This window comes from Streptomyces sp. ISL-1 (assembly GCF_018614585.1).
Taxonomy (GTDB): Bacteria; Actinomycetota; Actinomycetes; order Streptomycetales; family Streptomycetaceae; genus Streptomyces; species Streptomyces maoxianensis.
The window spans coordinates 110,466-123,691 of record NZ_JAGGOI010000015.1 but is presented as its reverse complement, the minus strand read 5'-3'; the positions used below and the strand labels follow the sequence as shown (position 1 = coordinate 123,691).

The 13,226-nt window shown below is 67.1% G+C and carries 11 protein-coding genes and 1 pseudogene; 6 read left to right on the top strand and 6 right to left on the bottom strand.

Annotated features, from left to right (window positions below):
* Positions 1–28: 28 nt before the first annotated feature.
* The 6 genes and pseudogenes from gyrB to dnaA all read right to left on the bottom strand — a co-directional run bounded on the left by gyrB (position 29) and on the right by dnaA (position 9,099).
* On the bottom strand, positions 29–2,095 hold the full coding sequence (gene gyrB / locus J7E87_RS12615; RefSeq protein ID WP_308312914.1) for a DNA topoisomerase (ATP-hydrolyzing) subunit B: 2,067 nt from the start codon (positions 2,093–2,095) through the stop codon (positions 29–31).
* A 486-nt stretch (positions 2,096–2,581) separates the two neighbouring features.
* Positions 2,582–3,136, bottom strand: coding sequence for a DUF721 domain-containing protein (locus J7E87_RS12610; RefSeq protein ID WP_215093147.1), 555 nt, complete (start codon positions 3,134–3,136; stop codon positions 2,582–2,584).
* Positions 3,133–4,299 (bottom strand): DNA replication/repair protein RecF, encoded by a 1,167-nt coding sequence (recF, locus tag J7E87_RS12605; protein WP_215093145.1) that lies wholly within the window; start codon positions 4,297–4,299, stop codon positions 3,133–3,135. The genes J7E87_RS12610 and recF overlap by 4 nt, the downstream gene beginning before the upstream one ends.
* Positions 4,300–4,332: 33 nt before the next feature.
* Positions 4,333–5,244, bottom strand: a pseudogene (gene gnd / locus J7E87_RS12600) (phosphogluconate dehydrogenase (NAD(+)-dependent, decarboxylating)); the annotation flags it as partial.
* Positions 5,245–5,354: 110 nt separating this feature from the next.
* Positions 5,355–6,485 carry a DNA polymerase III subunit beta gene (gene dnaN / locus J7E87_RS12595; RefSeq protein ID WP_215093141.1) on the bottom strand — a complete coding sequence of 377 codons (1,131 nt, stop codon included), beginning with the start codon at positions 6,483–6,485 and terminating at the stop codon, positions 5,355–5,357.
* Positions 6,486–7,335: 850 nt separating this feature from the next.
* A complete protein-coding gene (gene dnaA, locus J7E87_RS12590; protein ID WP_215093139.1) occupies positions 7,336–9,099 on the bottom strand; it encodes a chromosomal replication initiator protein DnaA in 1,764 nt (587 codons plus the stop codon).
* 359 nt (positions 9,100–9,458) lie between these two features.
* On the opposite strand from dnaA, the gene rpmH reads away from it, so the two are divergent.
* The 6 genes from rpmH (at position 9,459) to rsmG (ending at position 13,009) form a co-directional block, all read left to right on the top strand.
* The gene (gene rpmH, locus J7E87_RS12585; RefSeq protein WP_003967884.1) at positions 9,459–9,596 is read left to right on the top strand and encodes a 50S ribosomal protein L34; all 138 of its coding nucleotides are present in this window, start codon (positions 9,459–9,461) and stop codon (positions 9,594–9,596) included.
* 18 nt (positions 9,597–9,614) lie between these two features.
* Entirely contained in the window at positions 9,615–9,986 is a 372-nt protein-coding gene (rnpA, locus tag J7E87_RS12580; RefSeq protein ID WP_215093137.1) for a ribonuclease P protein component, read from the top strand.
* Entirely contained in the window at positions 9,983–10,342 is a 360-nt protein-coding gene (gene yidD, locus J7E87_RS12575; RefSeq protein WP_215093135.1) for a membrane protein insertion efficiency factor YidD, read from the top strand. Before rnpA ends, yidD begins: the two co-directional genes overlap by 4 nt.
* A 3-nt stretch (positions 10,343–10,345) precedes the next feature.
* Positions 10,346–11,647: a membrane protein insertase YidC gene (gene yidC, locus J7E87_RS12570; protein WP_215093133.1), complete on the top strand. Its 1,302-nt coding sequence runs from the start codon at positions 10,346–10,348 to the stop codon at positions 11,645–11,647.
* Positions 11,648–11,661: 14 nt separating this feature from the next.
* Complete coding sequence (locus J7E87_RS12565; RefSeq protein WP_215093131.1) at positions 11,662–12,171, top strand: R3H domain-containing nucleic acid-binding protein; 510 nt, start codon at positions 11,662–11,664, stop codon at positions 12,169–12,171.
* A gap of 121 nt (positions 12,172–12,292) precedes the next feature.
* Positions 12,293–13,009: a 16S rRNA (guanine(527)-N(7))-methyltransferase RsmG gene (rsmG, locus tag J7E87_RS12560; RefSeq protein WP_215093129.1), complete on the top strand. Its 717-nt coding sequence runs from the start codon at positions 12,293–12,295 to the stop codon at positions 13,007–13,009.
* Positions 13,010–13,226: the final 217 nt, after the last annotated feature.

Below are 13,226 nucleotides of genomic sequence, written 5' to 3'. Positions count from 1 at the left end.
CTTTCGAAGCGGTCAGCGACAGACCGACTCAGATGTCGAGGAAGCGGACGTCCTTGGCATTGCGCTGAATGAACGAGCGCCGCGCCTCGACGTCCTCGCCCATCAGCACCGAGAACAGGTCGTCGGCCTGGGCCGCGTCGTCGAGCGTGACCTGGCCGAGTACGCGGTGGTCCACGTCCATCGTGGTGATGCGCAGCTCCTCGGCGTTCATCTCGCCAAGACCCTTGAAGCGCTGGATCGAGTCTTCCTTGATCCGCTTGCCGTTCTGCTTGCCAAGCTCGACGAGCGCGTCGCGCTCACGGTCCGAGTACGCGTACTCGAAGTCGTCCCGGCCCCACTTGATCTTGTAGAGCGGCGGGCGTGAGAGATAGACGTGCCCGGCCTCGACCAGCGGCCGCATGAAGCGGAAGAGGAAGGTCAGCAGCAGCGTGTTGATGTGCTGGCCGTCGACGTCGGCGTCCGCCATCAGGATGATCTTGTGATAGCGGAGCTTCGCGATGTCGAAGTCCTCGTGGACTCCGGTGCCGAAGGCCGAGATCAGTGCCTGGACCTCGGTGTTCTGCAGGATCTTGTCGATCCGCGCCTTCTCGACGTTCAGGATCTTGCCTCGGATGGGCAGGATCGCCTGGTACATCGGGTTACGGCCGGACTTCGCCGAGCCGCCGGCGGAGTCACCCTCGACGATGAAGATCTCGCACATCGTCGGGTCGTTGGACTGGCAGTCGCTCAGCTTGCCCGGCAGGGACGCCGACTCCAGCAGGCCCTTGCGACGGGTCAGGTCGCGGGCCTTGCGGGCCGCGACACGCGCCGTCTGCGCCTGGATGGACTTGCGGATGATGTCCGCGGCCTCGTTGGGGTTGCGGTCGAACCAGTCGGTGAGGTGCTCATGCACGACCTTCTGGACGAAGGTCTTCGCCTCCGTGTTGCCCAGCTTGGTCTTGGTCTGGCCCTCGAACTGCGGCTCGCCCAGCTTGACCGAGATGATCGCGGTCAGACCTTCGCGGATGTCCTCGCCGGAGAAGTTGTCGTCCTTCTCGCGCAGCAGCTTCTTGTCGCGCGCGTACCGGTTGACCAGGCCCGTCAGAGCGGACCTGAAGCCCTCCTCGTGGGTACCGCCCTCGTGGGTGTGGATCGTGTTCGCGAAGGAGTACACACCCTCGGTGTACTGCGAGTTCCACTGCATCGCGATCTCGACCGAGAGCATCCGCTCCTTGTCCTCGGCCTCGATGTCGATGACGGTCGGGTGGATGAGCTCGCCCTTGCGGGAGTTGAGGTACTTGACGAAGTCGACGATGCCGCCTTCGTAGTAGTACGTCACCGTGCGTGCGGGCGGCTCCTCGTCCGGCTCCTCGGGGGCGTCGGCACCCACCGTGGCTTTCGCCGACTCGCGCTCGTCCGTCAGCGTCAGGGTCAGGCCCTTGTTGAGGAAGGCCATCTCCTGGAAACGGCGTGAGAGCGTCTCGAAGGAGTACTCGGTCGTCTCGAAGATGTCGTGGTCGGCCCAGAACGTCACCGTGGTGCCGGTCTCGTCCGTGGGCTCGTTGCGCACGAGGGGCGCGGTCGGAACACCGAGCTTGTAGTCCTGCGTCCAGCGGTAGCCGTCGCGCTTGACCTCGACGGAGACCCTCGACGACAGGGCATTGACGACCGAGACGCCGACGCCGTGCAGACCGCCGGAGACGGCGTAGCCGCCGCCGCCGAACTTGCCGCCGGCGTGCAGCACGGTGAGTACGACCTCGATGGCCGGCTTGTTCTCCGACGGGACGATGTCCACCGGGATGCCGCGGCCGTTGTCGACAACGCGTACGCCGCCGTCCGCGAGGATCATGACGTCGATCCTGTCGGCGTGCCCGGCGAGGGCCTCGTCGACGGAGTTGTCGACGACTTCGTACACAAGGTGATGAAGTCCACGCTCACCGGTCGAACCGATGTACATGCCGGGCCGCTTGCGGACCGCGTCCAGACCCTCGAGGACGGTGATCGCGCTGGCGTCGTACGAGGCGGTTACCTCGCCGTTCCCACCGGCAGGAGTGGACGGAATGATCTCGTTGGGGTTGCCGGAATCGGCCACGAAGCGCCCTTTCTGGCACAGCACAAGCCGTTCTCCGGGCAGGCGGGAGCGGCTGCGTCGTTCGACATGTTCCGCGGGTGGGCGGGATTGTCCACCAGTCTACCGGTACCGCCGACCCGAATGGGGGTTTGCCGGTAGCTGAGTCCGCATGTGCCGCCCTGAACCGTGATGGTCCGACTCCCCATATCCAGGAAGGGGCTCCAAGGGGCTCACGCGGGCGTTGAGCGCTTCGGCCTGTCAACCACTCGCTACGGTCCGGCTATGGCCCGGCCTCAGTGAGAGACACCTCACACGCCTCGTGGAGTTTCTCTCGTTACGGGTGGAGGTGTCCGCCATGGGCGCAGCGTCCGGCGCGTGCGGACCGGGACCCGCGGCGCCAAGGGGCGGGACGGGTCCGGGGCGCAGCCTGGAGCCGGGCGGCCGGGAAATCCCGGCCCCGGATCCGGGGCCGGGGACCGGGCCCCGGGGGGCCGGGAAGGGACGCGACGGGTGGTGGGGAGAGAAACCCTCTCAGCCGTACGTGTCGCCCGGCCCCACACTGCCCGGCGCTCTCAGTGGCCCGTACCTCTTCGGCGGCCCACCCGGTCCCAGCACCTTGATCAGCCGTACCGTCCCGTGCCCCAAGTCCTCGTTCAGCCGCGCCACCACCCTCGGCGCCAGCAGCCGAAGCTGCGTCGCCCACGCCGTCGAGTCGCACTGCACCGTCAGGACACGCTCAGAAGGATCGTCGTCGAACTGCTTCGGAGCACAGTGGTTCGCCAGGTCCTCGCCCACGATCTGCGGCCAGCGTCCCATCACCCCGCCCACCGCGGCCGGCGTCTCCCAGCCCCGCTCGGTGATCAGCCGGTTGATCGCGGCACCGAGCGGCAACGGATCGCGGCCGTCCGCACGCGCTCCCGACCGCAGCCCCCCGCCCCTCCTGGCCTGCTTCTTCTGCTGCGCCGCCGCACCCTTCGCCTTCGCCTGCTCCTTCGCCGCGCGCAGCGCGACCCGCGCCAGGTCGACGCCGGAGGACTCGGGCACCTTCGGTGTCTCCACAGGCTCGCCGCGTGGTTCCTCGCTCATGCGCGCTCCACCGCCCCGTCCGCCACCATGTACCGCGTCCCCGCCAGCACTCCCGGCACATCGTCCTCGACCGCCGCGGTCACCAGCACCTGCTCACCCGGAGCCACCAGTTCCGCCAGCCGCTCCCGACGCCGGGCGTCCAGCTCCGCGAACACGTCGTCCAGCACCAGTACGGGCTCATTGCCCTCGGCCCGTAGCAGGTCGTACGAGGCAAGCCGCAGCGCCAGCGCGTACGACCAGGACTCGCCATGGCTCGCGTAGCCCTTCGCCGGCAGCTGCCCCAGCTTGAGCACCAGGTCGTCCCGGTGCGGCCCGACCAGCGTCACGCCCCGCTCGATCTCCTGCTTGCGCATCTCCGCCAGCGCGCCCATCAGCTGCTCGTACAGCGCCTCGCGCCCTCGCACTCCGGCCACACCCGCGCCGCCACCGGCAGAGGAGCGGTACTCCAGCGCAACCGGCCCGCCCCCCGGCGCGACCTGTTCGTAGGCCTTCTCCGCCAGCGGCTCCAGCGTGGCGATCAGATCGATCCGCTGCGCCAGCAACTCCGCGCCGGCCCGCGCGAGATGCTGGTCCCACACATCCAGCGTCGACAGATCCGACCCCCCGGACTTCGTCGCGGGAGATCCCTCCGCCCGCCCGCCGTGCCGCCGCGCCATCGCCGCCGACTTCAGCAGGGTGTTGCGCTGTTTGAGCACGCGCTCGTAGTCGGAGCGCACCCCGGCCATCCGCGGCGAGCGAGCTGTGACCAGCTCATCGAGGAACCGCCGCCGCTCGCCCGGATCGCCCTTCACCAGTGCCAGATCCTCCGGCGCGAACAGCACCGTCCGTACTATCCCAAGCACATCACGTGGTCTGACCTGCGAAGACCTATTGATGCGGGCCCGGTTGGCCTTCCCCGGATTGAGCTCCAGCTCGATCAGCTGGGAGCGCTCGCCCTGCGTGACGGCAGCCCGGATCACCGCCCGGTCCGCACCCATCCGCACCAGTGGCGCGTCCGAGGACACCCGGTGGCTGGACAGCGTCGACAGATAGCCGACCGCCTCGACGAGATTGGTCTTGCCCTGCCCGTTCGCCCCAACGAACACGGAGACGCCCGGGTCGAGTGGGACCTCGACCCGGGCGTACGAGCGGAAGTCGGCCAGCGACAAATGCGTGACGTGCATGGTGGTACGCCGACCTCCCCCAGCTCTGGGTTACTACTTGTTCTCGACCGCGTGGCCGCCGAACTGGTTACGCAGCGCCGCGACCATCTTCATCTGCGGGGAGTCTTCCTGACGGGACGCGAACCGCGCGAACAGCGACGCGGTGATCGCCGGCAGGGGCACCGCGTTGTCGATCGCGGCTTCCACGGTCCACCGGCCCTCGCCGGAGTCCTCCGCGTAACCGCGCAGGCTGTCCAGGTGCTCGTCGTCGTCCAGCGCCTTGACCGCCAGGTCGAGCAGCCACGAACGGATGACGGTGCCCTCCTGCCAGGAGCGGAAGACCGCGCGTACGTCGGTGACCGAGTTGACCTTCTCGAGCAGCTCCCAGCCCTCGGCGTAGGCCTGCATCATGGCGTACTCGATGCCGTTGTGGACCATCTTCGCGAAGTGGCCGGCGCCGACCTTGCCCGCGTGCACCGAGCCGAACTCGCCTTCGGGCTTCAGCGCGTCGAAGATCGGCTGCACCATCGCGACGTGCTCGGCATGACCGCCGTACATCAGCGCGTAGCCGTTCTCCAGGCCCCAGACACCACCGGACACACCGCAGTCGACGAAACCTATGCCCTTGATGCCCAGCTCTACGGCGTGCTTCTCGTCGTCCGTCCAGCGGGAGTTGCCGCCGTCCACCACGATGTCGCCGGGGGACAGCAGATCGGCCAGCTCGTCGATGGTGGCCTGGGTCGCGGCTCCGGACGGGACCATCACCCAGATGGCCCGCGGGGCCTTCAGCTTGCCCACAAGCTCTTCGAGGCTGTGGACATCGGCTACGTCCGGGTTGCGGTCGTAGCCGATGACGGTGTGGCCTGCGCGGCGGATGCGCTCGCGCATATTGCCGCCCATTTTGCCAAGGCCGACGAGACCGAGCTCCATCACAGATTCCTTAAGCGTTGTATGCCGATTCGTACCGGATCCGAGCCTACGCCCGGCCGGTAACCACGGCCTGACGGGCCTGCTCCGGCGCGAGCAGGCCCGTCGGGATCAGCCGGGCGTCGTCCTCAGTCGGTGATGAGCCGGGCTCAGCCCGACAGCCGCACGGGCATGATCAGGTACTTGTACGCCTCGTCCGCCTCGGCATCCAGTGCCGGCTTGCCACTCAGCAGCGCCGGCTTGGTGGAGGTGGTGAACGAGAGCTGGGCCACCGGCGAGTCGATGGCGCTCAGGCCGTCGAGCAGGAAGGTCGGGTTGAAGGCGATCGAGATGTCGTCGCCGTCCAGGTTCGCGTCGACGCGCTCCACAGCCTGTGCATCGTCGCTGGATCCGGCCTCCAGGATCAGCACGCCCTGCTCGAAGCTGAGCCGAACCGGGGTGTTCCGCTCGGCGACGAGCGCCACCCGCTTGACGGCCTCGACGAAGGGCGCGGTCTCGATCACGGCGATCGAGTTGAACTCGGTGGGGAACAGCGTCCGGTACTTCGGCAGATCGCCCTCGAGCAGCCGGGTCGTGGTCCGCCGCCCGGCACCCTCGAAACCGATGAGCCCCTCGCCGGCGCCCGAGCCGGAGAGCGCGAGCGTGACGGTGTCACCGCTGGTCAGCGCCTTGGCGGTGTCCAGCAGCGTCTTGGCCGGCACCAGCGCGACAGCTGACGCGTCCGGGTTCTCCGGCTTCCACAGGAACTCGCGGACCGCGAAGCGGTAGCGGTCGGTGGAGGCCAGCGTGACGGTGTCGCCCTCGATCTCGATACGTACACCGGTGAGCACCGGGAGCGTGTCGTCGCGGCCCGCGGCGATGGCGACCTGCGCGGCGGCGGAGGCGAAGACCTCACCGGGCACAGTGCCGGTCGCGGTCGGCATCTGCGGCAGCGCCGGGTACTCCTCCACAGGCAGGGTGTGGAGTGTGAATCGCGAGGAGCCGCAGACGACGGTCGCCCGTACACCGTCTGTGGAAATCTCCACCGGCCGGTTGGGGAGGGCGCGGCAGATGTCAGCGAGCAGTCGGCCGGAGACCAGGACCGTGCCGTCCTCGTCCACCTCCGCCTCCACGGAGACGCGGGCCGAAACCTCGTAGTCGAAGCTCGAGAAGCTGAGGGCGCCGTCCTGCGCCTTCAGAAGAAGGCCCGCGAGTACGGGCGCCGGCGGACGGGCCGGGAGGCTCCGGGCCACCCAGGCCACCGCCTCCGCGAGTACATCGCGCTCCACCCGGATCTTCACCGGAACCGCCTCCTGCTGTTGCTGGCTCGCCCTTGCTGGCCTTCGTCGTCGGCTGTGTCGCCGGGGACCAGTCTGACGTACGGCACCGACAGTCGGTGCGGGTCGGGGTCAAGTCGTGGCAAGAGGGGTCGGGCGCTCCGGGCTCGAGTTGTGCACAGGGCCTTCTTCGAAGCGAATTTCCCGGTAACTCTAGGTAGGAGTAGTAGTAGGGCCTGTGGAAACCGTGGATAACGTCGTCCATGCAGGTCAGACCCGTTTTTTTGTCCACCGGGCCTGTGGGCGGAGCCGGTGGACAACCCGGCTGTTCTGTGGACGCCGGAAAGTTCTGCACATCCGATACACAGGCCGAGGGGACTTCTCCCCAGCGCCGTCCCCAGCTTTACCCACGTTCCCCACAGGCCAACCGACCCCCTTGGTGTGACGGCTTTCACTCGAGGCGGTGAGCTCGGGTGTTTCGTTGCCGAACAGTGGACAGGGGTGTGGAGAAGCTGTGGGCAACGGGGCTCTGCCTGTGGGCCGACGGTGGACAACCTTGATCCCGCCCTGTGGAGAGCTGCTGTGTCCACAGTCTGTGGAGCACGGTTGGCCACAAATCCACAACCGTCTGACCTGGCGTGATGAAGTCTCAGCAACCGCGCCTGTGGACGCAATCTGGACAACTTCCCAGTCCCCAGGCTGTGGACGGAAGATCGTCCCCAGATCTGTGGAGAACACCTCCCGGTCGCCGACTATTCGAACACCGGACATCTGGAGGAGAGGCACGGGAGGGGTACGGCGATGCCTCCGGAACGACGAAGGGCGCCCCGGGACCTTGTCCCGGGGCGCCCTCGAAGGCTTCTGAAACGTCGCGTCAGCCGTTCTTGATGCGGTTGGTGAGCTCGGTGACCTGGTTGTAGATGGAGCGTCGCTCGGCCATCAGCGCGCGGATCTTGCGGTCCGCGTGCATCACGGTCGTATGGTCACGGCCTCCGAATTGCGCCCCGATCTTCGGCAGCGACAGGTCGGTGAGCTCACGGCACAGGTACATCGCGATCTGGCGGGCGGTCACCAGCACCCGGCTGCGCGACGATCCGCAGAGATCCTCCACTGTCAGACCGAAGTAGTCGGCCGTCGCCGCCATGATCGCGCTCGCGGTGATCTCGGGAGCCGCGTCCTCCCCGCCCGGGATCAGATCCTTGAGCACGATCTCGGTGAGACCGAGGTCCACCGGCTGCCGGTTGAGCGAAGCGAAGGCGGTCACCCGGATCAGCGCGCCTTCCAGTTCGCGGATGTTGCGCGAGATCCGGGAGGCGATGAACTCCAGCACTTCCGGCGGGGCGTTGAGCTGCTCCTGCACCGCCTTCTTACGGAGGATCGCGATCCGCGTCTCCAGCTCCGGCGGCTGTACGTCGGTGGTCAAACCCCACTCGAAGCGGTTTCGCAGCCGGTCTTCCAGCGTGATCAGCTGCTTGGGCGGCCGGTCCGAGGACAGCACGATCTGCTTGTTGGCGTTGTGGAGCGTATTGAAGGTGTGGAAGAACTCCTCCTGCGTCGACTCCTTGCTCGCCAGGAACTGGATGTCGTCGACCAGCAGGATGTCCACATCGCGGTAGCGCTTGCGGAACGTGTCGCCCTTGCCGTCGCGGATCGAGTTGATGAACTCGTTGGTGAACTCCTCCGAGCTCACATACCGCACCCGGGTGCCGGGGTAGAGGCTGCGTGCGTAGTGCCCGATGGCGTGCAGCAAGTGGGTCTTGCCGAGCCCCGACTCCCCATAGATGAACAGTGGGTTGTACGCCTTGGCCGGCGCCTCCGCGACCGCGACCGCCGCGGCGTGCGCAAACCGGTTGGACGCGCCGATGACGAAGGTGTCGAAGAGGTACTTCGGGTTCAGGCGGGCATGCGGTTCACCGGGACCGGGTGCCGGTGAGGGCTGAGCGCCCAGCGGTCCGGGCGAGCCCCCGGAGACGCTGCGATGGGGCCCCTGCCGATCCGGAAGGTCGTGGCGCTCGGGGCGCTGCTGCTCGTACTGCTGGCGCTCGGGCGGCTGCCGGTAGTCGTGCTGGGGCTGGCGCGGCCGGGCGGTGGCGTACGGGTCGCGGTCCTGGAAGCCGCCGAGCCGTGGCTGCTGCCAGGAGAGGTCCTCCTGCGTACGCGGCCAGGCGCCGGGTTCCGGTCGCTGCTGCTGGTGCTGACGCTGCTGGTACTCGGGGTAGGCAGGGCGGACGTTGGGCAGCCGGTCGTCGTCGGGCCGGTGCCCGTAGTCGTCGTACGGGTCGCCCTGCCGATCGTCGTGCTGCGGACCCGGGTAGCGAGGCGCCTGCTGCTGCGTGGGGGGTGACTGCGGACCCGGGTGCTCGCCCACGGAGTCGTCCACGGTGATGGCGATCCGGATCGGCCGGCCGCACTCACGGCTGAGGGTCTCGCTGATCAACGGGGCGAGCCGGCCCTCGAGGACGCGCTTGCCCCACTCATTGGGTACGGCGAGGAGCGCGGTGTCGGCCACCAGTGCGAGTGGCTGGCAGCGCTCGATCCACTGCTTGTCCTTGGGTTCGATGCCCTGCTGGCCCTCGGCGAGGAGCTGTTCCAGCACTCGTGGCCACACTGCGGCAAGATCGGCAGGTACGTCAGCCACAAGGCACGCTCTCTCGCAGGTCCCACGAATATGTGGTTCTCGGGACGGGATGGGAAGACAGGCAGGAAAGGAATTGGAGTTCAGCCACGGTAGTCAGGGCGACCCGCGCGGTTCAAGTTGTTGTCCACAGCCTGTGCACAGTGGAGCATGCCGCGACACTGGTTTGACCGGATGGCGTAGCCGCGCGTACCGTGACCAGGTCGAGTTGTCGATGGCTGCTGCCGCCTGCCTCCGATGGGCAATGATCACGGTCTGTGATCGTGAAGCGGTGCACTCGGGCGAAACGCGAGCTACTCGTGGGCGCACGGTGACAGCCAGGCGATGTCCCGCCACCAACGAACCACTTCTGGAGCCCCCGAGTGAGCAAGCGCACCTTCCAGCCGAACAACCGCCGTCGCGCCAAGACCCACGGCTTCCGCCTGCGGATGCGCACCCGTGCCGGCCGCGCGATTCTCGCGAACCGCCGTGGCAAGGGTCGCTCGAGCCTGTCCGCCTGATCGCCTACAGGTCATGACGTGCTGCCTACCGAGAATCGGCTGAGGCGGCGCGAGGACTTCGCAACCGCGGTACGCCGAGGACGCCGGGCCGGTCGCCCGCTCCTGGTCGTCCATCTACGCAGCGGTTCAACGGACCCGCACGCGCCTGGGGAGAGCGCTCCCCCGACGTGTGCGGGTTTCGTCGTGAGCAAGGCCGTGGGTGGGGCGGTCGTGCGCAACAAGGTCAAGCGGAGACTGCGCCACCTGATACGCGATCGGCTCGCCGAGCTGCCCCCCGGTAGCCTTGTGGTCGTACGGGCGCTGCCCGGTGCGGGCGACGCCGATTATGAACACTTGGCCCGAGACCTGGATGCCGCTCTTCAGCGGCTGCTGGGAGGGGGCGCGCGATGAAGTACCCGCTGCTGGCTCTGATCAAGCTGTACCAGTGGACGATCAGCCCTCTGCTGGGGCCGGTCTGCAGGTATTACCCGTCGTGTTCCCACTACGGATATACGGCCATCGACCGGCACGGCGCGGTCAAGGGCACAGCACTGACCGCCTGGCGCATCCTGCGGTGCAATCCGTGGTCGCCGGGTGGCGTGGATCATGTGCCGCCGCGCAAGCGTCCGCGATGGCACGAAATGCTGCGTGACGCCTTGCGTGGCAGCAAGGGCGGGCACTCCGCCGCCGATGTGCCTCCCCGGGGGTCGGCCCCCAAACCCCCGAGTCCGGCAGCAGAGACCTCGCCAAATGCTCAAGGAGCCTGATTAGTGGACACGATTGCCAGTCTCTTCAGCTTTATCACCACACCTGTTTCGTGGGTCATCGTCCAGTTCCACACGGTCTACGGGGCGATCTTCGGCCCCAACACGGGCTGGGCCTGGGGACTGTCCATCGTGTCTCTGGTGATCCTTATCCGGATCTGTCTGATCCCGCTCTTTGTGAAGCAGATCAAATCGACTCGGAACATGCAGGCGCTCCAGCCGAAGATGAAGGCGATTCAGGAGCGCTACAAGAACGACAAGCAGCGTCAGTCCGAAGAGATGATGAAGCTGTACAAGGAGACGGGCACCAACCCGCTCTCCTCGTGCCTGCCGATCCTCGCGCAGTCGCCGTTCTTCTTCGCTCTGTACCACGTGCTCTCCAGCATCGCCTCGGGCAAGACCATCGGCGTCATCAATGAATCGCTGCTGGACAGTGCGCGCCAGGCACACATCTTCGGGGCCCCGCTGGCATCGAAGTTCACGGACAGCACGGAAAAGGTCGCTGCCCTTGGTGCTTCGCTGACCGATGTGCGCATTGTCACAGCGATCATGATCATCATGATGTCGGCGTCGCAGTTCTACACACAGCGCCAGCTGATGCAGAAGAACGTCGACCTGACGGTCAAGACGCCGTACATGCAGCAGCAGAAGATGCTGATGTACATCTTCCCGGTCATCTTCGCCGTGATGGGCATCAACTTCCCCGTCGGTGTCCTCATCTACTGGCTGACCACCAACGTGTGGACCATGGGCCAGCAGATGTACGTGATCAACCAGAACCCGACGCCGGGCAGCAAGGCTCAGGACCACTACCTGCAGCGTCTGCTGAAGAGCGTGACCGTCCACAGCGAGGTTCGTTCGCGTCGCAAGCGCAATGTCGTCCAGGCGATCGTGGCCAAGGGCGCGGACCGCAACGAGAACGAGCGCCGGTTCATCACGGGCCTGACCAAGGCCGGCTTCGCTGCCCAGCCGGACGGCACGGTAGCCAAGAGTGACACCGCTGTCGCCGAGGCCGAGGGCGGCCCCGCACAGAGGCGGCAGCAGCCCAAGCGCCTGACCAAGTCGAAGCGCCATTCCGCCAGCGCGCAGCAGGGCGTGGCCAAGAGCTCCGAGTCCGGCGACTCCGAGTCGAAGCCCTCGCTCGAGAAGGATGCGCGATCTGGCGGTACCTCCGGGGCCGGAGACTCCGGGGGAGATGCCAAGCCGACGCCGGCGGGGAAGCCTGCTTCAGGTTCCGCCCGCCAGCAGCCCAAGTCCGGACAACGCAAGGGCCAGCAGCGGCCCAAGCACCCGTCGTCCAAGAAGTAAGAAGGAGTCCATCCGTGACGGAAGGCACCATCTCCGCCGCTGAGGTTGGCGACACCCTCACCCGCCTCGAGCAGGAAGGGGAGATCGCGGCCGACTACCTCGAGGGTCTGCTCGACATCGCCGATCTCGACGGTGACATCGACATGGACGTCGAGGCCGACCGGGCCGCTGTCTCGATCATCAGTGAGTCGGGCAGCCGGGATCTGCAAAAGCTCGTCGGCCGTGACGGCGAGGTCTTGGAGGCCCTCCAGGAGCTGACGCGGCTCGCCGTACACCGGGAGACCGGGGACCGCAGCCGGCTGATGCTGGACATTGCGGGCTTCCGGGCCAGGAAGCGCAAGGAGCTCGCCGAGCTCGGCGCCAAGGCAGCCAACGAGGTGAAGAGCACCGGTGAGCCCGTGAAAATGGACCCGATGACGCCGTTCGAGCGCAAGGTCGTGCATGACGCGGTCGCCGCCGCGGGTCTGCGCAGCGAGTCCGAGGGCGAGGAGCCGCAGCGCTTTGTCGTCGTACTCCCCGCCTGACCTGCAGCGTTCTGTCGGCCCCGTCTGTTCGCAGGCGGGGCCGATCTTCGTCAGCCTGATAGTCAGCCAGCCACCACGGTCCACAGTGCGACAATGCGGTACGGACGGAAGGACGGTTCCCGTGACGGAGGCAGCAGAGCTTCCCCAGGCGCCAGAAGAGGCGCAGACGGTATTCGGAGAGTTCTTTCCGGAGGCCGTGCGTTATGCGGAGCTGCTCGCGGACGCCGGAGTCAAGCGTGGCCTGATCGGTCCCCGTGAGGTCCCACGACTGTGGGAACGGCATTTGCTGAACTGTGCGGTGCTCTCCGAGGTAGTACCGGAGGGTGTGACCGTCTGCGATGTGGGATCGGGGGCCGGCCTGCCGGGCATTCCGCTGGCGCTGGTACGTCCGGATCTGAAGATCACGCTTCTTGAACCTCTGCTGCGGCGCACGAACTTCCTCCAGGAAGTCGTCGAACTGCTGGGCCTGGACCATGTGACCGTGGTCCGGGGTCGTGCCGAGGAGGTCCTGGGTAGGCTCACTCCGGTGCATGTGGTGACGGCGCGTGCCGTGGCGCCGCTGGACCGGCTGGCGGGCTGGGGGGTGCCGCTACTGCGTCCCTACGGAGAGATGCTCCTGCTCAAGGGCGACACGGCCGCGGAGGAGGTCCAGGGAGCCCGGGCCGCGCTGAGCAAGCTCGGCGTCGTGGAGACCTCGGTGCTGCATGTCGGTGAGGGGCTCGTTGACCCGCTGTCCACCGTGGTGCGTGTGGAGGTCGGGGAGAGCCCGGGCGGAGTGCGCTTCGCAGCGAAGCGGGCCAAGGCCGCCCGGACCAGTCGTACCCGTCGGCGTCGCTGATCCCGTGGCGGTTCGTACTGTCTATCAGCGATGCTCCATACAAGCTTCCATACGTACGCATTTCGGAGTGTCGTCCGTCTCTAGTCCTGCGGCGCGTGCATCGTGTTTCACGTGAAACGTCGCTCACTGCTGCAGGGAATCATCAGCCGCGGCCGTGCTGCCGCCCCGATGCGGGATCGCAAGCCCTTCGCGCGGGCTACGGAATTGTCCACAGAGG

Coding starts and splice junctions, on each gene's coding strand:
- recF (WP_215093145.1), bottom strand. CDS start 4,299: ATGCACGTCACGCATTTGTCGCTGGCCGACTTCCGCTCGTACGCCCGG.
- J7E87_RS12610 (WP_215093147.1), bottom strand. CDS start 3,136: ATGAGCGAGGAACCACGCGGCGAGCCTGTGGAGACACCGAAGGTGCCC.
- yidD (WP_215093135.1), top strand. CDS start 9,983: ATGAAGTACCCGCTGCTGGCTCTGATCAAGCTGTACCAGTGGACGATC.